At 40.1% G+C, this 19679-nt stretch carries 26 protein-coding genes and 1 pseudogene; 11 read left to right on the top strand and 16 right to left on the bottom strand.

The genetic code is table 11. The annotated features are described in order from the left end of the window. Positions 1–147 precede the first annotated feature (147 nt). The 5 genes from chlG to GSQ19_RS22525 all read left to right on the top strand — a co-directional run bounded on the left by chlG (position 148) and on the right by GSQ19_RS22525 (position 4206). Positions 148–1161, top strand: a complete 1014-nt coding sequence (gene chlG, locus GSQ19_RS22545; RefSeq protein WP_011320065.1) for a chlorophyll synthase ChlG — start codon at positions 148–150, stop codon at positions 1159–1161. 73 nt (positions 1162–1234) lie between these two features. Continuing rightward, positions 1235–1846, top strand: a complete 612-nt coding sequence (locus GSQ19_RS22540) for a Crp/Fnr family transcriptional regulator (RefSeq protein ID WP_224311738.1) — start codon at positions 1235–1237, stop codon at positions 1844–1846. A gap of 119 nt (positions 1847–1965) precedes the next feature. Next, positions 1966–2727, top strand: coding sequence for an enoyl-CoA hydratase/isomerase family protein (locus GSQ19_RS22535; RefSeq protein ID WP_011320063.1), 762 nt, complete (start codon positions 1966–1968; stop codon positions 2725–2727). A gap of 273 nt (positions 2728–3000) precedes the next feature. Next, a complete protein-coding gene (locus tag GSQ19_RS22530; protein ID WP_011320062.1) occupies positions 3001–3804 on the top strand; it encodes an SDR family oxidoreductase in 804 nt (267 codons plus the stop codon). A 114-nt stretch (positions 3805–3918) separates the two neighbouring features. Beyond that, positions 3919–4206, top strand: a complete 288-nt coding sequence (locus GSQ19_RS22525; protein WP_011320061.1) for a hypothetical protein — start codon at positions 3919–3921, stop codon at positions 4204–4206. An 18-nt stretch (positions 4207–4224) separates the two neighbouring features. On the opposite strand, the gene GSQ19_RS22520 is transcribed toward GSQ19_RS22525, so the two are convergent. The 7 genes from GSQ19_RS22520 to cysH form a co-directional block, all read right to left on the bottom strand. Continuing rightward, positions 4225–5181, bottom strand: coding sequence for an MDR/zinc-dependent alcohol dehydrogenase-like family protein (locus GSQ19_RS22520; RefSeq protein WP_011320060.1), 957 nt, complete (start codon positions 5179–5181; stop codon positions 4225–4227). Between the two features lie 2 nt (positions 5182–5183). Beyond that, entirely contained in the window at positions 5184–5747 is a 564-nt protein-coding gene (locus GSQ19_RS22515; protein ID WP_011320059.1) for a hypothetical protein, read from the bottom strand. 341 nt (positions 5748–6088) lie between these two features. Further along, positions 6089–6640: a hypothetical protein gene (locus tag GSQ19_RS22510; RefSeq protein WP_011320058.1), complete on the bottom strand. Its 552-nt coding sequence runs from the start codon at positions 6638–6640 to the stop codon at positions 6089–6091. Between the two features lie 281 nt (positions 6641–6921). Then, complete coding sequence (locus GSQ19_RS22505; RefSeq protein ID WP_011320057.1) at positions 6922–7728, bottom strand: inositol monophosphatase family protein; 807 nt, start codon at positions 7726–7728, stop codon at positions 6922–6924. An 86-nt stretch (positions 7729–7814) separates the two neighbouring features. Further along, on the bottom strand, positions 7815–9260 hold the full coding sequence (locus GSQ19_RS22500) for a BCD family MFS transporter (RefSeq protein ID WP_011320056.1): 1446 nt from the start codon (positions 9258–9260) through the stop codon (positions 7815–7817). A 118-nt stretch (positions 9261–9378) separates the two neighbouring features. Further along, complete coding sequence (gene sbcD / locus GSQ19_RS22495; RefSeq protein WP_011320055.1) at positions 9379–10617, bottom strand: exonuclease subunit SbcD; 1239 nt, start codon at positions 10615–10617, stop codon at positions 9379–9381. A 122-nt stretch (positions 10618–10739) separates the two neighbouring features. Then, positions 10740–11465 carry a phosphoadenosine phosphosulfate reductase gene (cysH, locus tag GSQ19_RS22490; RefSeq protein WP_011320054.1) on the bottom strand — a complete coding sequence of 242 codons (726 nt, stop codon included), beginning with the start codon at positions 11463–11465 and terminating at the stop codon, positions 10740–10742. Between the two features lie 613 nt (positions 11466–12078). On the opposite strand from cysH, the gene GSQ19_RS22485 reads away from it, so the two are divergent. Next, complete coding sequence (locus GSQ19_RS22485) at positions 12079–13023, top strand: ATP adenylyltransferase family protein (protein ID WP_011320053.1); 945 nt, start codon at positions 12079–12081, stop codon at positions 13021–13023. 21 nt (positions 13024–13044) lie between these two features. Here the strand turns inward: GSQ19_RS22485 and GSQ19_RS22480 are convergent, their stop codons facing one another. Beyond that, the gene (locus GSQ19_RS22480) at positions 13045–13968 is read right to left on the bottom strand and encodes a hypothetical protein (protein WP_011320052.1); all 924 of its coding nucleotides are present in this window, start codon (positions 13966–13968) and stop codon (positions 13045–13047) included. 514 nt (positions 13969–14482) lie between these two features. Between GSQ19_RS22480 and GSQ19_RS22475 the strand changes: the two genes are divergently transcribed. Then, positions 14483–14971 (top strand): GNAT family N-acetyltransferase, encoded by a 489-nt coding sequence (locus GSQ19_RS22475; protein ID WP_011320051.1) that lies wholly within the window; start codon positions 14483–14485, stop codon positions 14969–14971. A 220-nt stretch (positions 14972–15191) separates the two neighbouring features. Here GSQ19_RS22475 and GSQ19_RS22470 read toward each other — a convergent pair whose 3' ends face one another. Beyond that, entirely contained in the window at positions 15192–15767 is a 576-nt protein-coding gene (locus GSQ19_RS22470) for a Uma2 family endonuclease (protein ID WP_011320050.1), read from the bottom strand. 14 nt (positions 15768–15781) lie between these two features. Between GSQ19_RS22470 and GSQ19_RS30320 the strand changes: the two genes are divergently transcribed. The 4 genes from GSQ19_RS30320 (at position 15782) to GSQ19_RS22455 (ending at position 17040) form a co-directional block, all read left to right on the top strand. Then, positions 15782–15910: a hypothetical protein gene (locus tag GSQ19_RS30320; protein ID WP_255449141.1), complete on the top strand. Its 129-nt coding sequence runs from the start codon at positions 15782–15784 to the stop codon at positions 15908–15910. Positions 15911–15947: 37 nt separating this feature from the next. Further along, complete coding sequence (locus GSQ19_RS22465) at positions 15948–16169, top strand: hypothetical protein (RefSeq protein ID WP_011320049.1); 222 nt, start codon at positions 15948–15950, stop codon at positions 16167–16169. Beyond that, the gene (locus GSQ19_RS22460) at positions 16157–16600 is read left to right on the top strand and encodes a type II toxin-antitoxin system VapC family toxin (protein ID WP_011320048.1); all 444 of its coding nucleotides are present in this window, start codon (positions 16157–16159) and stop codon (positions 16598–16600) included. Before GSQ19_RS22465 ends, GSQ19_RS22460 begins: the two co-directional genes overlap by 13 nt. Before the next feature lie 206 nt (positions 16601–16806). Further along, a complete protein-coding gene (locus GSQ19_RS22455) occupies positions 16807–17040 on the top strand; it encodes a hypothetical protein (protein ID WP_011320047.1) in 234 nt (77 codons plus the stop codon). A 54-nt stretch (positions 17041–17094) separates the two neighbouring features. On the opposite strand, the gene GSQ19_RS22450 is transcribed toward GSQ19_RS22455, so the two are convergent. The 7 genes and pseudogenes from GSQ19_RS22450 to GSQ19_RS22420 all read right to left on the bottom strand — a co-directional run bounded on the left by GSQ19_RS22450 (position 17095) and on the right by GSQ19_RS22420 (position 19544). Continuing rightward, on the bottom strand, positions 17095–17307 hold the full coding sequence (locus GSQ19_RS22450; protein ID WP_011320046.1) for a type II toxin-antitoxin system HicB family antitoxin: 213 nt from the start codon (positions 17305–17307) through the stop codon (positions 17095–17097). After that, on the bottom strand, positions 17291–17557 hold the full coding sequence (locus GSQ19_RS22445) for a type II toxin-antitoxin system HicA family toxin (RefSeq protein ID WP_011320045.1): 267 nt from the start codon (positions 17555–17557) through the stop codon (positions 17291–17293). The genes GSQ19_RS22450 and GSQ19_RS22445 overlap by 17 nt, the downstream gene beginning before the upstream one ends. 140 nt (positions 17558–17697) lie before the next feature. Next, positions 17698–18039 (bottom strand): XisI protein, encoded by a 342-nt coding sequence (locus GSQ19_RS22440; RefSeq protein ID WP_011320044.1) that lies wholly within the window; start codon positions 18037–18039, stop codon positions 17698–17700. Then, positions 18027–18242, bottom strand: a complete 216-nt coding sequence (locus tag GSQ19_RS22435) for an element excision factor XisH family protein (protein ID WP_011320043.1) — start codon at positions 18240–18242, stop codon at positions 18027–18029. Before GSQ19_RS22435 ends, GSQ19_RS22440 begins: the two co-directional genes overlap by 13 nt. Positions 18243–18296: 54 nt before the next feature. Next, positions 18297–19090 (bottom strand): IS5-like element ISAva7 family transposase gene (locus GSQ19_RS22430; RefSeq protein ID WP_104009889.1). Its coding sequence is split into 2 segments (ribosomal slippage): positions 18297–18751 and positions 18751–19090, totalling 795 coding nucleotides; the frame shifts between segments, so codons are not numbered across the junction. A gap of 91 nt (positions 19091–19181) precedes the next feature. Next, positions 19182–19355: pseudogene (locus GSQ19_RS22425) on the bottom strand (element excision factor XisH family protein); the annotation flags it as partial. A 33-nt stretch (positions 19356–19388) separates the two neighbouring features. Then, positions 19389–19544, bottom strand: coding sequence for a hypothetical protein (locus GSQ19_RS22420; RefSeq protein ID WP_153228513.1), 156 nt, complete (start codon positions 19542–19544; stop codon positions 19389–19391). Positions 19545–19679: the final 135 nt, after the last annotated feature.

The following is a 19679-nucleotide window of genomic DNA, read 5'->3' as shown; positions in this document are numbered from 1 at the left end:
AGACTGGGTGTAAGGGTGTAAGGGTGTAAATGTTCGCAACCCCTATACCCCCTATACCCTTCTCCAAACCTTTGATATTTCTTTTTCATGCGTAAGTCCCAACCAATTATCAATTACCAATTACCGATACCTAATTAAATAAATATTATGTCTGAATCATCTCCTATTACCCCCGATCCTAATCAGTCTGAAGCAGTGGCGAATCCTGCTGACCGCACTGCCAAAACCCGGCAGTTGTTAGGTATGAAAGGTGCAGCGCCAGGGGAAACTTCCATTTGGAAAATCCGCCTGCAATTAATGAAGCCGATTACTTGGATTCCTCTGATTTGGGGTGTGGTTTGTGGTGCGGCTTCCTCTGGTAACTATACTTGGTCATTGGAAAATGTTTTGAAGGCGGCAACTTGTATGTTGTTGTCCGGGCCACTTTTGACGGGTTACACTCAAACCCTCAACGATTTTTACGATCGCGAAATTGATGCCATCAACGAACCTTATCGTCCTATACCTTCCGGCGCAATTTCTGTACCCCAGGTTGTGACCCAAATTGTGGCGTTATTTCTCGCGGGGATTGCCGTTGCCTTTACCCTGGATTTATGGGCGGGTCATGAGTTTCCCAATGTCACAGTATTGGCGTTGTTTGGTTCCTTCATCGCTTTTATTTACTCTGCGCCTCCCTTAAAGTTAAAGCAGAACGGCTGGTTAGGTAACTACGCTTTGGGTGCTAGTTACATCGCCTTACCTTGGTGGGCTGGTCATGCTTTATTTGGCGAACTCAACTGGAAAATTGCCATTCTCACCTTGATTTATAGTTTGGCAGGATTGGGAATTGCCATTGTCAACGACTTTAAGAGTGTAGAAGGCGATCGCCAATTGGGATTACAATCACTACCTGTAATGTTTGGTATCAACACGGCGGCCTGGATTTGTGTTGTCATGATTGACGTGTTCCAAGGATTAATTGCGGCTTATCTTGTGACCATTCATGAGAATTTGTACGCCGCCATCTTGGTACTGTTAATCATTCCGCAAATCACCTTCCAAGATATGTATTTCTTGCGCGACCCCTTAAAAAACGATGTGAAATACCAAGCCAGCGCCCAACCATTCCTGGTATTAGGGATGCTTGTAGCTGGTTTAGCATTGGGTCATGCGGGAATTTAAAAATTGCTTGTGAGGTGAGGTCAGTCGTTTGTATGCAAAGATTAGCCTCTGTGTCAAGTACATGATCAATTTTTTGAACATTGACCAGCTGCCAGAAAATATCAAAATGGCGATGGCAATCACCTATGAGAGTTTAGCGGCTGGACAGCCCCTTTTCCATCAAGGTGATTTAACCAGAGCCATTTTTGTAGTCACATCTGGACAGATCAGACTCATGCACTATACCGATGCTGGTCAATCTATCAAGCACTATGAGGTCAAAGCTGGAGAAAGTTTTGCGGAAGCTGCATTGTTCAATGAATTTTATGATTGTACGGCGATCGCTGATATTCCTTCCCGTGTCGCTACTTTTCCTAAACAGCCGTTTCTGGCAACTTTACGCCAGCATCCAGATTTATCAGAAGCACTCATAGTACAACTGGTGCGAAGATTTCATCAAGTAAAAATTTTACTAGAACTGAGGAGTATCCGTTCTGCCCGCGATCGCGTGCTGCGTTATTTGGAAATTGCCGCCCATCCACATGGAAATATCGTCAATCTGGATAAACCTCTGAAGGAAATAGCCGAAGATATGGGGTTGAGCCAGGAAGCATTGTCTCGCGTTTTGAGCCAACTGCAAAAAGACGGGGCAATTACCCGCAAAAAACGACAAATTATATTAGTTCAAGAACTATATCGGACTTAATCGCAAAATTACGGAATATTAAAAATAGTCTCAAACTTGATTTCAATCAAAGAAGTCTCTGTGCCGAAAGCATAGATTTAGCTACGGAAATCTGAAGCTATGCCAACACAGAAAAAATCATGACTTTGAATCAACCTGAATATTTCACTAAATACGAGAACTTGCATTTCCATCGAGATGAAAATGGCATTCTAGAAGTGAGAATGCACACAAACAATGGTTCACTCGTTTTCACCGGTAAAACTCATCGAGAGTTTCCCGACGCATTTTATGACATTAGCCGAGACAGAGATAACCGTGTTGTCATCCTCACAGGTACTGGTGATGCTTGGATGGCTGAAATCGATTTTGCTAGTTTAGGAGATGTCACCAATCCTCGTGAGTGGGATAAAACTTATTGGGAAGGTAAAAAGGTGCTGCAAAACCTCTTGGATATTGAAGTACCAGTCATCTCTGCTGTCAATGGTGCAGCATTACTTCATAGTGAATACATTCTGACGACCGACATTATTCTTGCATCTGAAAACGCCGTATTTCAAGATATGCCTCATTTCAATGCAGGTATCGTACCAGGTGACGGAGTGCATATACTATGGCCATTAGCACTTGGTCTTTATCGCGGGCGCTACTTCTTGCTTACTCAAGAAAAGCTGACGGCTCAACAAGCTTATGAATTAAATGTTGTCCATGAAGTATTACCACAAAGCAAACTCATGGAACGGGCTTGGGAAATTGCCAGGACACTGGCCAAACAGCCCACATTAAACTTGCGATACACCCGTGTGGCCTTGACCCAAAGGCTGAAGCGGTTGGTTAATGAAGGAATTGGCTATGGTCTGGCATTAGAAGGTATTACCGCCACCGATCTCCGCAATACTTGACATTTTTGATACTTAACAGGTGAATTTAACAGTCATAATTCACCTGTCTAAAAACATCCAGAGGTATATGACGATGGAAGTTAAGAAGAAATGTAGGTTGGGTGGAGCGATAGCGAAACCCAACAAAAGCCTGTAGATGTTGGGTTACTCTACGAGAAGGCTGCGCCTACGTTCCTCTACCCAACCGACACTAGTTTTTATTTTTAGCCTTAACTGAACGGTATTGATAATTCACCTGTCAAGGAACATCTAGAGACAATGAGGTATATGACAATGGAAGATTTTGTTACCCCTCCAGCTTTTGGGGAAAAAGTCCGGGAACGCTGGACATTAGCCGGACGAAAAGCTTTGATTACCGGAGCTACCAAAGGAATTGGTTTAGCCATCGCCCAAGAGTTTTTGGCTTTAGGTGCAGAAGTCATCATTGTTGCTCGCAATGCTGAAGCGATTGAGCAACAGATCAACGCTTGGGATTCTGCGGGGAAAGTTCACGGAGTTACCGCCGATGTTTCCACTTCTGAAGGTCGTCAGATAATACATGAGTACGTTAGCAAGACCGTTGGAGAACTTGACATTTTGGTGAATAACGTTGGCACAAATATTCGCAAGAAAGCGACTGATTACACAGAAGAAGAATTTGCTGGGATATTTCAAATTAATCTAACTTCTATATTTGAGCTTTCCCGACTGTTTTATCCCTTACTCAAAACAAGTAAAAACAGCAGTATCGTTAACATCGCTTCTGTTGCTGGGTTAATTTCCGTTCGGACTGGCGCACCCTATGGCATGACTAAAGCCGCACTCGTGCAGTTAACGCGATCGCTGGCGGTAGAATGGGCCGATGATGGTATTCGCGTTAATGCGATCGCACCCTGGTTTATCCAAACTCCTCTGACCGAGCCTCTACTCAACAATCCTGAAACTTTAAGCGCAGTTCTTTCACGTACACCAATGAAACGCGTGGGTCAACCCGAAGAAGTAGCGAGTCTTACAGCTTTTCTCTGTATGCCTACCGCATCATATATTACAGGACAATGTATTGCTGTTGATGGAGGATTTCTGGCATTTGGTTTTTAAAATGAGCTAACTGCCAGAACTTAAAATAGATTGAATAATACTTAGGACTCAGAACTCTACACTCCGTATTGCGATAACATAACTTCTAACTCGTCACTTTTATCAGGACTGGCCGTGTTGGAAGCAATTATATTGATCATTCTGGGGATTCAAAAGTTTTTAGTACCAATTTGTTTTGTCGGTGCATGGGGTTTGATGATTCTCATCGCTTGGAGTCTTTGGTCTGCAACCAGAGATAGTATCCACGCAGCCAAACAAATGCACCAAATACCCTGTTCTGGCTGCCAATTTTTTACAGATGACTACCGTCTGAAATGCACTGTACACCCATCCCGTGCTAACACAGAAGAAGCCATCAACTGTATGGATTATCAAGCAAAGACTAATCCTTACTTATATTAGTGTAGGCAGGGGAAACAACTAATTACCAATCTCTAATAATACCTTTAGCACGCCTCGGCGTTGGGCTTCCTCAAAAGCCAAAAGCCCTTGGCTGAGTGGGTAGTGAGCATGAATCAGAGGTTCTACGTCAACTTTTCCTGTAGCTAATAGTTCCAGTGCAGGGGGAAAAGAGCCACAACGAGAACCGATGAGAGTAATTTCGTCTACAACTAAAGAAGAAGCATCAAGACTGAGATTACCAGCATAGGTACTTTTTAGGACTAGAGTACCACGGGGACGCAAAGCCCGACGAGCGATCGCAAATCCTTCTGGATTACCAGTACACTCAACTACAATATCAAAAGCTCTATCTTGGACAGCATCAACTAAACCCGTTTGAATACCCCTTACCTTTAAATTAGCGAGTTTTTCTTGGTGACGACCAACAACCAATAATTCACAACCAGTTAAAGCTAGTGTTTGGGCTACTAATTGTCCCAATTTGCCATCTCCGACTACTAGCACACGGTCATCTTTACTCAATATTACCTGTTGTTGAATTTCTAGCGCTGCTGCCAAGGGTTCGGTAAAAGTTGCAACCTCTGTTGCTACGTTTTCGGGTACAGGATGGAGATTTTTGACTGGTAAGCAGAGGTACTCAGCAAAAGCCCCATGACGATTTACAATACCCAAAACAGTCCGATTTTCACAGTGAGTTGGTTGTCCTCGCCGACAAAAACGACAATAGCCGCAGACAGCATTAATTTCCCCCACTACTCTTTGATTAAGTAGGTTTTCTGGCCCTTGTTCTACCACTCCTACAAACTCATGTCCTAGAATCCCTGTGTAGGGATAATAGCCTCTCAACAATTCTAAGTCAGTGTTACAAATTCCTGCGCGTAAAACACGAACTAGCGCTTCTTCTGGCGCTGGTTCTGGAATGGGAATATCTGTAAGCAGTTGTAACTGGTTATTTTCTAGCCAGAGTCCTTTCATCTTTATATCTCAGTAGTACTGGGAAACTTCTGCTCAATTTTGCTTAACCAAATGACTAAGTCATCAGAGTGAACAGCAATCTCACTTCCTAAAGTTTTGATATATAGCAGTCCGTCACTGATAGTTAAATCCCTAACAGGATACCAAGAATTGCGGGTACGAATCAGCAAATCCAAGGGAATTCCTAATTGCATTGTATTTTTGCGATATTTCCACCAAGAACGCCACAGATGAACTGATTTCATACAGTGCATCTGGTAACCTTTGGGGATTTGGCAATATTGATATCTATAACAATTACGACTATCTATTTCTCCTGTAAGAATGTAGTTATGTTCAGCCAATACCTCGTTTATCAATTCCCAATACGATGAAGTTGCTTTAACCGAGAATTCTAGGGGTGTATGAGTGAGTGGGGCGGTAGCAATCACCCCCTCGGTTTTAGCTATAATTTGGTTGATTTTATAAGCCGTTTGAGCTTGTAAAGTGCTGTTAGCTAACAAAATTTCTTGTTTTTGAACAGATTGAGCAACAAACTGCTGTAATAGCTCTAAATTAGATAACATTGCTTATTTATATTGAATGCACCATGTTTTATGTAAGATGTAACCTAATTGTAAGTGAGCAATTATCAAAAAACCATGAGTTATTACAAAATTGGTAAAACTTTCACGATACTCCAATCACTTCTTAAACTATATTCATAGACTGCTGTACATATATTCGCGCAACGCTTTAATCTAAGCTATGAATCTATTTAAAATCCCAAACGAAGATACGCTGAATGATTTTAGAAATAGCGAATTCTTATGAGAAAATCTCTGCGTACCTCCGCGCTAACCACCCTGCGTAAAGCCGAAGCGTCTACAGTGTTAATCTGCATCAAAAAAGCTAAAAATATATTGATTTAAGCTTGAGATTCTAGCTCATTTTTACTCAACCAAATTACTAGGTCATTAGAATGAACTGTCATTTCACTGACTAAGGTTTTAATATAAATCAAACCATCACTAATAAATAAATCTTTGATGCCGTACCAGGAATCTCTTGTCCGAATTAAAATATCTAAAGGGATTCCTGAAGTGAAAGCTGTTTTCCGATACTTCCACCAATTTTGCCACAAATTAACAGATGTTGTGCATCGAAGTTGGTAGCCTTGAGGTACAGAACATTGTTGATATTTATAAAAGCCTAGTTTATCAACTTCCCCTGTATATATATAGCTGTAATCAGCTAATGTCTCGTTCATAATATCCCAATAAGATGAAGGCGAAGCTATGAGAAAATCAGATGGGTTACTGTTCAGTTGTGTGGTGGCAATTATGCCTTCTTTCTTCGCAATTAATTGGTTACTTTTGTAAACCATTTGTGCCTGCAAAGCAGAATTAGCTAATAGAACTTCTTTCTTGGCGATGGATTGAGTAATAAATTCGCGGATTAAAGCTAAGTTAGATAACATAACTCTTCATTAAAATATTTAGAAAAAACTTGTATCAAGGACTTTAACAATGACCACTGTCGATGATTGATATTTCTTTGACTGTGCCTAATTTGTTTAAAGTTTAAGTATCTGCATCGTGTATTAACATCATGATTAAGTTGTGATACTAGTCAAATACAATCACCTTGATAAATACATATACGTTGAAAAAATCTCATATCCAGAAAAATTACCCAGGTCGCCTGTAAAATTTTTTGTGATTACAGGCAACCTGGGTTGATAAAAAAGTATGTAGTGAGTTAAATTTTTACATCTTTAATTAGAGGTGTAAAAAATGTAACTAAGTCTGAACGACTAACAACGAGAGTAGGGAAAGAGCGATCGCTATAATCTTCCCCATTTGATAAGGGAAATGGTTCTGAGTCGAGGGAAACCCAGCTACCACCAGCAGCTTGGACAATTACCCAAGCGCCTGCTATGTCCCAAACTTTTGGTGTTGCTTCTATTCCTCCTAATGTTGCGCCAGCCGCCACCGTAAGGAAGTTGTAACTAGCTACACCCAGCATCCGAATTTTGCAGGGAAATCCGTTCTGAACAACAGCTAAACTGCGGGAACAAAGGTTAAAAAAGTGATTGCTGCTGGGAGCGTCACTACTGGTATGAATTGGGTGATGATTGAGAAATGCCCCAGAGGGTGTGCTTAAACCAGATGTACCTGGCCAGAAACCATGAAAAGCTTGATTGAGGGGTGGCGCATAAACATAACCAAAAATCGGTGTCCCTCGGTAAAGCAAAGCCAGAGAAATCGACCAGATGGGAATACCCCGTGTAAAGTTCGTTGTCCCATCTAAAGGATCGATGACCCAGCACCACTCTGTCCCAGGAAATGTGCGTTCGCTTTCTTCAGTTAAAATTCCGTAACCAGAAAAAGTAGAGGCGATCGCATCTCGAATTTCTTGATCTGCCCATTTATCAGCTTGGGTTACCAAGCTACCGTCAGCTTTTTGTAAAGCCTGCACTTGCCCAAAATCCTGCATTAATCGCGCGCCCACTCTGGTGGTGGTAGTTTCGGCAAAATCGAGAATTGTCGTCCAAAAATCATTCATCAATAAATTCTCACGTTCTAATCTATGGCTGGGGATTGGGGATTGGGTTGTATAATCTATCGATGTCTTAACACTACTGACAACAGCTATAAATCACTTTCTAAAACAGAAGCGATCGCTTGCTTGGTAGTAGTTTGAAATTCTGTCACATTCACACGGTTCAGGAACCAAATTGACAGCACCATACCCACCGCTTCCAAAACAAATACTGATGCGTAGGCTAGTTCTAAGGTTGGTAACAGTCTTTTACTCACGTCCAGGACTGCGCCACCAATGACTACTGCTAATCCCCTAGCTAAGGATTGCGCCAAACCCCAAGCCCCAATGAATGTACCGGCGGTTTCTGCAACTGTTAAATCCAGCATCAAGCTAATTGCAGCCGTTGTTAAGAAACCAGTGGCTAAACCAAAAATGACCAAACCAAACTTCAAGAAGGTGGGATTAGCTGAGAATCCTGATGCGCCCAACATTAAGGCGGCGAATGCGACCAGAACACAACCCAAACGGGCAGTCCGCCGCTTACCTAAACGGGGTACAACAAAAAAGCCGGTCACACCATAGGCGATTAAAATACCTATGCCATAAAATACATTTAGTCTAGTACTTTCTGCCAAAGGCATCTTAAACACTTGACCTGCATAAGGTTCGACAACTGGGTCTTGCATAAATAAACTGATGCTCATCACCACCAAAAAAGTGAAGAACAAAGCAGTTTGAGGACTAGCTGTCAAAATTTTCCAGGCTGCGGCGAGAGTAATACTATCTTCTCGGTTCACTAAAGTGGAACGGCTCTTATAAAGAGAATACTTTTTCTCTACACCCACCGTTGCCACAATCGACAACCCAAACACAATTGCTGGGACTATCATAAATAGCCTGTTGACTGCGGCTTGCAAAGTTACTGCATTTGCTTCTGGGGTTAATTGTTTGAGCAAACTAGAACTGATAATTGCCCCAACAATAATTCCCACCATCAACATCGACCAAACAATCCCCACCACTTGAGAACGGTTATCTTCTTCGGAGATATCCACCAACAAAGCAGCAAAAGACGTACCACTAGCACAAATCGCTAGACCATATACCGCAAAAATTAAAGCCAGAAGTGATGTCCAGCCGATAGTTTCAGTAGTCCACACCCAACCACTAGAGCTATTGGCGACACTATTTAACTGCCAAATTACTTGCACAGCTAAAAAAGAGGCGATCGCAAATATTGCCGCCCCCACCCAAACATAAGCTGTGCGATGATAACCCCACAAAGGTTTGGCATCAGAAATCTGACCGAACCAAATGCGAGAAGGAGAGACAAAGGCCGGTAACGCTAAAACCAACGCCACCAACGTCGCCGGAATCGCTATTTCTTGAATCATGACTCTGTTCAGTACACCCAGAGTCAAAATTGACATCATACTCAGACCCATTTGAAAGAGTCCGAGTCGAAACACAGTCACCAAGTTAACTCTCTGAACTGACTCAGGCTTAATTGATTGACCTGATTCGGGATCGGGTAGAAAATTGCTAGTCGCCATTATGACTTGAATGAGAAAAAATACAGGATTTAGCCTTTCTTTAAATAAAGATAAACCTGCTCATCCCCAGTCTGCTATTTTTCAACCCCTTTAATACAAAAAGAGAACTTTTGAGCAATTACCAATTACCCATTACCAAATCATCAGTTAGTAGCTTTTCAGCTGCTTCTAACATGGATGCTGATATGTCTTTTAGGTCTTCACGATTCTGCAAGTAAGTTTTTAATGCTTCCATTGGGTCGATGCTGCTACTCGCACTCAATTCAGGGATGCGGGGTCGAGCCAATTGACTTAATAATTCTGCTTGAATGGTGTAAGTATGAGCAGAACTCAAGGCGTTATGTAGGGAGGCGCTATCAATTACATCCATTTGTTCGGAACGGAGTTTGTAGATTAGGCGTACGACAGCATCTTGAATATCATGTTTAGCGATCGCCTTCACAATAGCAGCTTGTGGATCATCTGCCTTTGACACATCCACTTCTATGGTACGAAAAGTCCGGACGGGTAAGGAACAAAACTCCCACTCCACATTACCCCGTTCCAGTTCAATCATTACATAACCCTTATCCTCTTTCTCCTCGCTAAAATCTACCCGTTCAATACTCCCCGGATAAATCACTGGCGGGTTATTAGATTTATTCAAATTTTGATGACGGTGGACGTGTCCCAAGGCCACATAATCAAAACAGGGACGAGTCAGCAAAGATAAAGGTAGAGTAAAACCTTTACCCACAGCTAAATAGCGTTCAGCCCCCAACGTCGCATTATCAGCCATCAAATGAGCTAAAAGCACAGTTGGTACATCAGGGTCAAGACGGCGAATTTCCCCTTCCATCACCACTTGCAGACGTTCTGTTAATAGTTGATTGACTTCAGCCAACCCCAAACCTTCCGTCTCTTGACGCGTCATCAGTGTCGAACGAGTTAGCCAAGGTAAAGTAATCACCTGCACTTTGCCGTTACGAGTTTGGATATGATGAGTCATTAACCTATCACCAACCACAAACCCCGGCACTCCCAAAGTGCGGTAAATATTTAAACTAGCGCCTCCTTGTCCTTGGGAATGTTGGTCATGGTTCCCCACTAACAACACCGTCGGAATTTCAGCATCGACTAAACGACGAAATTGACTAGCAAAAGCTTCTTGCACATAGGGCGGCGGCGTAGCATCAGGAAACGCATCACCACCAAATATGACCAAATCTACAGCATCTCCCAATGCCCGATCAATACACACAGATAAAGTATTGACAAAATCCTCCAATCGCGTATTTAATCCCGTGGCGCTATTAATGCGTCCGTGAGAAAAACCGCTTCCCATGTGGATGTCGGAGAGATGGAGGATTTTAATCATGATTAGTCAATAGTCAATAGTCAATAGTCAATATTAATGGTTGTTTTCAGCGTTGAACCATTGACTGTTAAATAGTTAACATCTTTGTGTTGAACTATGGACTGTGGACTACTGACCACTGACTAAATGTGAATCCCACATTCAGTTTTATTGCTTCCTCTCCAGCGTCCGGCGCGTTCGTCTTCGCCTTCGCCCACTTTGGTGGTGATGGGTTCATCGCCAATGCTGGGATAACCTTGGTCGTGGAGTGGGTTGTAAATCACACCATGTTCGGCTACGTAAGCCCAACTATCTTGACGTGTCCAAGTAGCTAGGGGATTTACTTTCAAACGACCTTTGCCATCTAATTCAAATACAGGCATATTAGCGCGGGTAACTGCTTGATCACGGCGACGACCAGTAATCCACGCAACTGTGTTGAGTTCATCTAAACCCCGTTGTAGAGGTTCAATTTTGGTAACTTGGTGAAATTGTGTAATATCTTTATCCCAAAGCGCCTCGCCATATTTAGCAGTAAAGGCTTCGCGGGTGTCTACATCTGGAGTTTTGTAGGTTTGTAAATCTAGGTTGTATATTTCTTTCGCTTTTGCAACGAGTTCTAGAGTTTGTTGAAAGTGGAACAGAGTATCGAGAAAGATTACAGGTACTGGTTGCTTGAGTTCACTATAAAGGATATGGGTAATTACTAAGTCATCCACATTAAAGGCGCTAGTTTGTACCAACCCTGTGGGGATATGCTCTATAGACCATGCCAGAATTTCTTTAGGAGTGGCAGTTTCAAACTGTTGATTTAATTCATCTAAATTAAATTCGTTTGTTTGGGTTTTAAATGCCGTAGAAGCTGTCATGAGAGTTTCCGTTAAATGTTGTTACCTTGATTAAACTTAATTTTAGACCAAAAAGGCACACAACTCGCTCGGATATGAGGGAATATAAGTAATTATATTGTACGGAAATCACTACTTTAAAGGTATATGCTCCCAGAACAGTGTAATGCTGCACCTTTATATATCCAAACTTTATTAATAAAAAATTAATAATATTATTTACTAATCATTTAGTTTGCCTAACTAAAATTATTTAACAATGAATTGTTAAGTAATTACTCTCACATTTACTAAGAAGGTTTACGCTATTTTAAGTTTTAACCTGCTTTTATAGTTATTTATACGGTAACTGATATCTTTAAGTACAACAGCTATATTAAGGGATTCTACAAAAATGAAGAATACCAAATTGCCGACTCCATTACGTGAGTATGTAATGATGGGTGGTTTGATCGCTCTAACCAGTGCTAGTATCATCACGATCATGAGCGTGTTTTAAAGGTTTTCAAATTAAAACATTAACAATTTAGGCAAATAAAATTTACAAAACTCCGCTCAGTTTATGAGTGGAGTTTTTAAGTTTTGTGTTTAATTCCTCGGAGAAAGCAATAAATTGAATTCGGAGTAAAGCAAGGTGACTAGGACTGAAGGAAAAATCTTGTTAAAACCAGACACATTGTGGGAACAGGTAAAAAAACAAACGGAATACGCTTTAAATTGTGGTGCGTTGCTATCGATACCCACAGAATTTGAATTTGTTGAGCAGGATGGGGTTAATTTTTTGGTACGAATTTTATCTAACCTTGACCGTAAAAATGCAGACAAGAAAAAACGAGAGAAGAAATCTGCTGGTAAAGAGTTTAACCCCTTTCTTCCTTACGAACAGGATTTATTTGTAGCGGATATTTCCGACACTCATGTATGTATATTTAATAAATTTAATGTTGTTGACTATCACTTATTGATTATCACCCGTGATTTTGAAGAGCAGGAAAAGTTGCTAACGTTAGCGGACTTTACTGCAATGTGGGCGTGTTTAGCGGGAATTGATGGTTTAGCATTCTACAACGGAGGGAAACTTGCAGGTGCTAGCCAGCGACATAAACACTTGCAACTAGTACCGTTACCATTTACAGCATCAGCAACGCAGATACCGATTGCGCCACTATTAGCATCGGCAAAATTTGAGGAATCGATTGCAACTATACCAGGGCTACCGTTCGTCCATGCTTTCGCTAGTTTACAGCCTGCTTGGGTAGATTCCCCGTTGATGGGGGCTGACGCAACTTTAGAAATCTACCATAAATTATTGCGTGCTGTGGGTTTAGGGGCGGTTGGTGATGATAGACAATCGGGTGCTTATAATTTACTAGCAACTAGAGAATGGATGTTAATCGTACCGCGATCGCAAGAACATTTCCAATCCATTTCGGTAAATTCCTTGGGGTTTGCGGGTGCTTTGCTAGTGAAAAACGCGTCGGAAATGCAAATCCTCAAGCAACACGGCCCAATGAACATTCTCAAGGAAGTAGCGATCGCCTACGGAGAGACAAAGCCCATCGCCATCAATAGTTATTAGTTAATTATGCTCCAAGTGTTCCTAATTTCCATTACTTCCCTCCAGCAGTTTAATTCTGTCTCCACTTGAGCCATATAATTCTACAAATCTTTTAAACAGCAGCATATTTGCTTGTTTAGAAAATCTGCTTAATTTAAATAAACGTTCTATATTGACTTCAGCCAAATTACGTAGATAAGGTAAGTCTTCAAAGAGAGTTAAACAAGAAGCAAAATGTAATAATATTTGTAACAATGGTTTTGGCCAATCTAGGTCACTATAGATTTCTATAAATAACTGGTGTTCTCGCTCAGTGAGAGGGAAAGCATAAAATATCACCGTTATTCTTTTGCCATCGTAAACTGGAATACTCAGTTCAATTGTATAAGGAGTATGTAAAATTAAATCCACTTCTACTATTGGTTGTCTCCAAATTCTCAAAGCATTGATAGGCGAATCTAAAAGTGTATTGAATTTAATGATTCCTCCAAAATTGGTTTGTTGAAAGTCGCTAACACTCAATATTCTTAAATTATTTAAACTAAATTTGTGAATAGTCTCTAAATGTTTAAGATTTAATAAATGATAAATTTGGCAAAGATAAGGAAAGGGGAGAATATACTCCTGGCTAATCATGTGTCGTTTTTTCAATGCAAATCGACTTGCTGGATTTTGACATAATAAGCCTACCTCTTCATCAGAGCCATTTTCTGGCTTTAAATACAACCAACTTATGAAGAAAAATGATGTTGTCAAAAGCTGAAAAACTTCTCTTGTGGAAATATAACCATCGGCAAAGGCAGACATACTTCTATCTGTTAGTCCAAATAGCCAAGATGGAATCCCTAGTAGCCAAACTCCTGTTTTCAGTTTATTTATAAATTGATAAAGTTCTAATTCAATAGAATTACTAGTCTCTTGTTTATCTTCTATATGATGGGTTTCTTTAGATAAATTATCAACCATACTGATTAAAATTAAACATTAGCTACTGTCTTCATGTTAATGAGACTTAACAAAGTGGAACTCTATCCCTAGCTGGAATATAGATGTCTCAATACTCTGATTTTTAGACAAAATAGTCTTAATAGAATAGAACTAGAGAGAGAGGAGCTATTAAAGATAATTTTTCAGATAGTTGCAAGAAGATTAACCAAGTTCATGAGGTCGTTTTACAATCAACAGTTGAAAGCATTGGCTCTCAAAAAATATCATCCCTGATTTCTAAGAGTTAAATAGCAATGAATATATTGTAAGCGATCTCTGACAATTGCTGAGGAATCTTTACGGAAATCCGATTTGATTATTGACAAAATCTCAGCATCAGTAAGCTAGAAATCGCTTACAGGATGATTATTTTTGTAGACAATACCCGACCTACTGACATTGTAAAAATAAAGTAATAATCCCATAGAATTATTACTATTAAAGATGTATTATTTGTAAGTATTTTCTAAAAATTATCTTCCATTTGGTAGTGATGACCATCCGTCATGCGACTACAACTGATTTGCCTACAATTATAGGCATTTATAATGCTGCTGTTCCTAGCCGCATGGCAACTGCTGATTTAGAACCAGTTTCAGTAGAAAGTCGTCTTGCTTGGTTCCAAGGGCGATCGCCTAACTTTCGTCCTCTATGGGTAATCGAACAAGAGGGAGTAATTGCTGGGTGGCTGAGTTTCCAATCATTTTACGGACGGCCAGCCTACTCTGCAACGGCTGAACTTAGTATTTACATCGCCCCAGCTTTTCATCGGTGCGGTTTAGGTAAGCAATTGTTAGCCAAAGCAATTGCGGAAAGTCCCAATTTAGGTTTAAAAACCCTATTGGGGTTTATTTTTGCTCACAATCAGCCAAGTTTACACCTGTTTGAAACTTTCGGCTTTCAAAAATGGGGATATTTACCCCAAGTTGCAGACTTGGATGGCGTGGAACGCGATTTAGTAATTATGGGGTTGCGAATTTAAAATTCTTTAACTTCTCATACCAACTTTATATGAGGTTGAAGATAATATAAAATCCATTGATTTATCCGCGTACCCTGCGGGAAGACTTCGTCAATATCTGCGTGCATCTGCGTTCAACTATTCTATGCAGCTTCATATGGTAAGCTGCGCTAACGCTTAGTTCAGGATTACACGGCAGGCGATACCTTTGGTAAACTGCACTAACACCTGACCAAATAAATTACCAAATTCTTTCCAAGTCCAATACAAAACCCTTTAAAATATCTTCGCCTGATACAGTCGCAGGAGATTCCAAAACCTCAACCTCTTTTTCTTGTCGATGAATTTCAACTTGACGATATTTACGATTAATTAACAAACCTAAACTTACACCATTATCTAAATATTCCCTCATCTTTTCTTGTGCAGCCTTCAAACTATCACTGGGTGAAAGTAACTCAATGACAAAATCAGGACAAATAGGGGGGAACTTTTCCTTTTGTTCGTCTGTTAAAGTATTCCATCTTTCTGACTTTATCCAAGCAGCATCAGGAGAACGGTTTGCACCATTAGGCAACTTAAAGCAAGTTGAAGAATCAAAAGCGATACCAGTACCATCAGCATCAGCCCAATTCATTAATTGTTGAGTAATTCTTGCATTTTTATTCCCTGTTTCTCCCCCCGTAGGTGGCATAATTATTAATTCTCCATTTGCGCTGCGTTCAAACTTCAAGTCCCGATTTGCTTGACATAGATTAAAAAATTGCTCATCTGTGAGTTCCAATACTGGTTTAAGATTGACTGTGAAAGCATTCATAGTGATATTCCAGATTGAATATTAAAGCAGCAACTTTAACTACCTTAGATACTATTCTATATTCCATTAGCTCTTGGGCAGCGATACCTGCGGTAAGCTGCGCTAACGCACTCCACATTCTCAAAGGCGATCGCCTACGGTAAGCTAAATTTAGAGCAGAAAATTAAAACTGTAAATTTTATGTCTAGCTATCAAGAAGTCTTACAACAAGCTAAAAGTTTAAGCCCTGAAGAACAAATACGCTTAATTGCAGACTTATCTAGTTTAATTCGTCAACAAGTGGCGATGATATCTCAGCCAAAACGTAGCATTTTAGAATTGCGTGGGTTAGGTAAAGAAATCTGGAATGGGATTGATGCTCAAGAATATGTTAATCAGGAACGTGATTCATGGAATGGTTAGCCCAGTTACAGGGTCAAATTGTAGGATTGGATACTGCACCTTTAATTTATTTCATTGAAGAAAATCCTAATTATTTGAATGTTGCAGATGCTTTCTTTGAAGCACTGTTTCGTGGTGAGTTTAGTGTTGTAACTTCAGTATTGACTATTACGGAAGTGTTAGTCTATCCCTTGCGACAAGGAAATACAATATTAGCTCAACAATATCGTGATATTTTGTTGAACTCTCAAGGGTTAACAACTATAGAAGTTTTTCCAGATATAGCTGAAACTGCTGCACAATTAAGAGCAAATCATAACTTAAGAACCCCAGATGCAATTCAGATTGCTACTGCTATTCGTGGAGGAGCATCATTTTTCTTAACGAATGATGCTCGTTTACCATCTTTACCAGGCTTACCAGTGTTAGTGTTAGAGCAATTGATAGTGTAGCGATCGCACTCTAAATTCCCAAATGCGATCGCTGATTCTATGATTGCACAGTAGGCTATACCTACGGTAAGCTGCGCTAACGCCTGTTTTTCAAGATGCGCGATCGCTATATATTTCTTTAGGCAAGTAAACCACAGAATCATAATCTGTGTATAGTTAACTTAAGTGAGAAAATATATCAGCCAAATTTTATCAAAGTAAAAATTATGTTGCAATCAATCGAAGGAGTTTACAAAAACGGTAATATAGAGCTTACAGAATTGCCGCTTGATATTTCAGAAAGTCTTGTAATTGTCACTTTCTTAAAATCAAAAAAAACTCAACATTCAAAACAAATAATGCAATTTGGTATGTTCTCTGGAAACCAGCAATCAACAGAAGTAGATTTTCAGATTGCTGAATTTAGTGGGGATAAAGATGATAGCTTACAGTGGTCATGAGTAGTTATGAAATATGTCATAGATACTCATGCTTTGGGCTATTTTTTTAATCACCTAAGCAGACATCAAACGCTGTTTTGTTTCAGGAATGTGACGACCTAATTCTTGAGCAGTTTCAATCCATTCCTGCATAATAACTTCAACATTTTGTAGTGCTTCTTGATAAGTTTCACCATCAGCAACACATCCAGGTAATTCTGGTACTTCTGCTATAAATTCTTGGTCTTCTTCACTCCAGTAGAGATTAATTTCATAACGCAGATTCATCTTTTTCTCCTAGTTCATATTTGAGGATTACTTGACGAACTTGCTTGACCTGATAAGCTTTAGCTTTTCCTTGTTTGGGCTGAGGATTCAAGATTTCTTTCATACCATCTTTTGTATATATATGATAGCTACCGCGAATGCGCTCGTCAAACCCCAGTTTAATTAGTAGTTGACACAACTGCTCAAAGGCAATATTTTTGTCTGATGTTCCTGATAATATCTTAGCCAGTAGTTTATCTGTTTGACTCATTATTTACCATAAGCGATACCTTCGGTAAGCTGCGCTAACGCTGATTCTATGATTGCACGATTAGCTATACGTCTGGTAAGCTTTGCTAACGCCTGTATGGAGAGATAGGCGATCGTCTGTATGGAAAGATGAGCAATTGATTAGGCTGTGGCAAAATCTGTAAATTTCCTTACATCGGGAGGATGAAAAGCAAGCACAATATCATTATTAGTTACACCCAATCTCATTAATTCAGTTGCTATTCCCTCCTCTGTATAATCTTCCTCTATATAAATTTTTTCATTCTTAATCCGAATATGAACATAAGTATATTTAATTCGTTTGCTGCCTTGCCAATCTACGGCTAACCAGAGATAATTATCATGATTTTCATCAAATACTAAACAAGTTTCGTAATTAGTTTCAGGTGATTGGCGAGATAAATTATCATATTCAGTAAGCACTTGTTTAATTAACTTCCGATACTCTGCTACGTTGTCCATAAAGTTATTTCCTCTCTTTCATTGTTAAAAACAATAAGTTTAATCTGATGAAGTTCTACAACTGCTTGAACAGATTTTCTTTGAAAGAAGGTATCAAATATTGTGTCTCTAATTGCTAAATATATCTCATAGTTTTTATCTGCTAATTGTAAAATGTCACGGTACAAAATATATTGACCCAAAGCATTTTGAAAATCTTTCATCAGAGAAGAGCTGATGAAGCTCTTGATTTCAGAGATTATTTATAAAGTAAATCTTTAGGATACAAGACGACGTAGCATAATCCTAGTCATTACAGCATATATAGCTGCTTCGCTCATCTCTGGAAGATGCTCATAATCCTTACTGAGACGATGATATTGGTTCAACCAGCCAAATGTTCTTTCGACTACCCAACGTTTGGGCAAAATCCGGAATTCTTGCTCAGTACGCCGTATGACTTCAACATGTGCTTGGATCATCAACCAAACTGAAAGAGCAAATTTATCGCCGTCGTAACCGGAATCAACCCACATGACTTGAACTTTTTCCAGTAATTCCGGACGCTCCTCTAAAAGTTCCATTAATGCGTAGGCAGCAAGTACCCGTTCCGGCGCATTGGCTTCACTGACAACAACTTTCAACAACAGTCCCAGGCTATCAACTAGAGTCTGCCGCTTTCTTCCTTTTACCTTTTTACACCCGTCAAAACCGTACACTTCCCCTTTTTTTGGTCAGTTTTGACCGACTGACTGTCTGCGGCGATCGCTGTGGGTTGCGTTGATTTGCCTAGTTTTGTGCGAACTTGTCCGCGCAGTGTATGGTTTAATTTTTCCCAGACTCCTTTGCGCTGCCATTTGCGGTAGTAACTGTAAACAGTTGAACTGGGTGGAAAGTCCCCCGGAAGCATATTCCATTGGCATCCCGTTTTCAAGTGATAGTAGATAGCATTGCATATCTCACGCATATCCGTTGTGCGTGGATGCCCTCCTTCTTTGGCTGGTGGAATCAATGGAGCCAGAATTTCCCACTCCATATCAGTTAAGTCTGTGGGGTAAGACTTTCGTCCCATGAGTAGCTATGTAAATACACTATATTTCATGTATCCTATACCTCCAAGCTTACTTTTATACTCACTTTTAGATTTACTTTATAAATAGCCTCTCAACAACTATTTTCCGTCCTTCTTGTTCAGCTAGTAAAGCTTTTTCTACAAATAAATCAGCATAAAGTTCAGCATCTTCATACTGCAAAAAATAAGGATCAGCCGTAATTGTCCAGCCATCTTTAATTAAGGCATTTTTAACAGCATCATGGTAAATGTCCTTAGCTGGCATTTGGTTATAGTAAGATAGGCTAGATAGATTATACTAATCGTACAAGCGATCGCACTCCGTATTGCCAAAGGCGATCGCTTGTATGGAGAGATAAGCGATTGCTGATTCTATGATTCCACAGTAGGCGATCGCCTGTATGGAGAGATAAGGGATCGCACTCTCCACACTCATGAATGTGTAGAGTGCCATCAGTTATTTACGCTGAATAGAAAAAATTGACCGTATCATTAAAATGAACAATATGGTAACAATTTCATTAGAATAAATAGACATCTCCGAAAAAAGAATCTCAAACCCTTATGCGGTCTAGATAAAGACCTGATT

This window comes from Trichormus variabilis 0441, from assembly GCF_009856605.1.
GTDB classification, from domain to species: domain Bacteria; phylum Cyanobacteriota; class Cyanobacteriia; order Cyanobacteriales; family Nostocaceae; genus Trichormus; species Trichormus variabilis.
This window is presented reverse-complemented; position numbering and strand designations above follow the sequence as displayed.

Excerpts from the sequence above, each read along its gene's own strand:
- chlG (WP_011320065.1), top strand. The coding sequence starts at position 148 with ATGTCTGAATCATCTCCTATTACCCCCGATCCTAATCAGTCTGAAGCA.
- GSQ19_RS22535 (WP_011320063.1), top strand. The coding sequence starts at position 1,966 with ATGACTTTGAATCAACCTGAATATTTCACTAAATACGAGAACTTGCAT.
- GSQ19_RS22530 (WP_011320062.1), top strand. The coding sequence starts at position 3,001 with ATGGAAGATTTTGTTACCCCTCCAGCTTTTGGGGAAAAAGTCCGGGAA.
- GSQ19_RS22520 (WP_011320060.1), bottom strand. The coding sequence starts at position 5,181 with ATGAAAGGACTCTGGCTAGAAAATAACCAGTTACAACTGCTTACAGAT.
- GSQ19_RS22515 (WP_011320059.1), bottom strand. The coding sequence starts at position 5,747 with ATGTTATCTAATTTAGAGCTATTACAGCAGTTTGTTGCTCAATCTGTT.
- GSQ19_RS22510 (WP_011320058.1), bottom strand. The coding sequence starts at position 6,640 with ATGTTATCTAACTTAGCTTTAATCCGCGAATTTATTACTCAATCCATC.
- GSQ19_RS22505 (WP_011320057.1), bottom strand. The coding sequence starts at position 7,728 with ATGAATGATTTTTGGACGACAATTCTCGATTTTGCCGAAACTACCACC.
- GSQ19_RS22500 (WP_011320056.1), bottom strand. The coding sequence starts at position 9,260 with ATGGCGACTAGCAATTTTCTACCCGATCCCGAATCAGGTCAATCAATT.
- sbcD (WP_011320055.1), bottom strand. The coding sequence starts at position 10,617 with ATGATTAAAATCCTCCATCTCTCCGACATCCACATGGGAAGCGGTTTT.
- cysH (WP_011320054.1), bottom strand. The coding sequence starts at position 11,465 with ATGACAGCTTCTACGGCATTTAAAACCCAAACAAACGAATTTAATTTA.
- GSQ19_RS22480 (WP_011320052.1), bottom strand. The coding sequence starts at position 13,968 with ATGGTTGATAATTTATCTAAAGAAACCCATCATATAGAAGATAAACAA.
- GSQ19_RS22475 (WP_011320051.1), top strand. The coding sequence starts at position 14,483 with ATGACCATCCGTCATGCGACTACAACTGATTTGCCTACAATTATAGGC.
- GSQ19_RS22470 (WP_011320050.1), bottom strand. The coding sequence starts at position 15,767 with ATGAATGCTTTCACAGTCAATCTTAAACCAGTATTGGAACTCACAGAT.
- GSQ19_RS22465 (WP_011320049.1), top strand. The coding sequence starts at position 15,948 with ATGTCTAGCTATCAAGAAGTCTTACAACAAGCTAAAAGTTTAAGCCCT.
- GSQ19_RS22460 (WP_011320048.1), top strand. The coding sequence starts at position 16,157 with ATGGAATGGTTAGCCCAGTTACAGGGTCAAATTGTAGGATTGGATACT.
- GSQ19_RS22455 (WP_011320047.1), top strand. The coding sequence starts at position 16,807 with ATGTTGCAATCAATCGAAGGAGTTTACAAAAACGGTAATATAGAGCTT.
- GSQ19_RS22450 (WP_011320046.1), bottom strand. The coding sequence starts at position 17,307 with ATGAATCTGCGTTATGAAATTAATCTCTACTGGAGTGAAGAAGACCAA.
- GSQ19_RS22445 (WP_011320045.1), bottom strand. The coding sequence starts at position 17,557 with ATGAGTCAAACAGATAAACTACTGGCTAAGATATTATCAGGAACATCA.
- GSQ19_RS22440 (WP_011320044.1), bottom strand. The coding sequence starts at position 18,039 with ATGGACAACGTAGCAGAGTATCGGAAGTTAATTAAACAAGTGCTTACT.
- GSQ19_RS22435 (WP_011320043.1), bottom strand. The coding sequence starts at position 18,242 with ATGAAAGATTTTCAAAATGCTTTGGGTCAATATATTTTGTACCGTGAC.
- GSQ19_RS22420 (WP_153228513.1), bottom strand. The coding sequence starts at position 19,544 with ATGGCACTCTACACATTCATGAGTGTGGAGAGTGCGATCCCTTATCTC.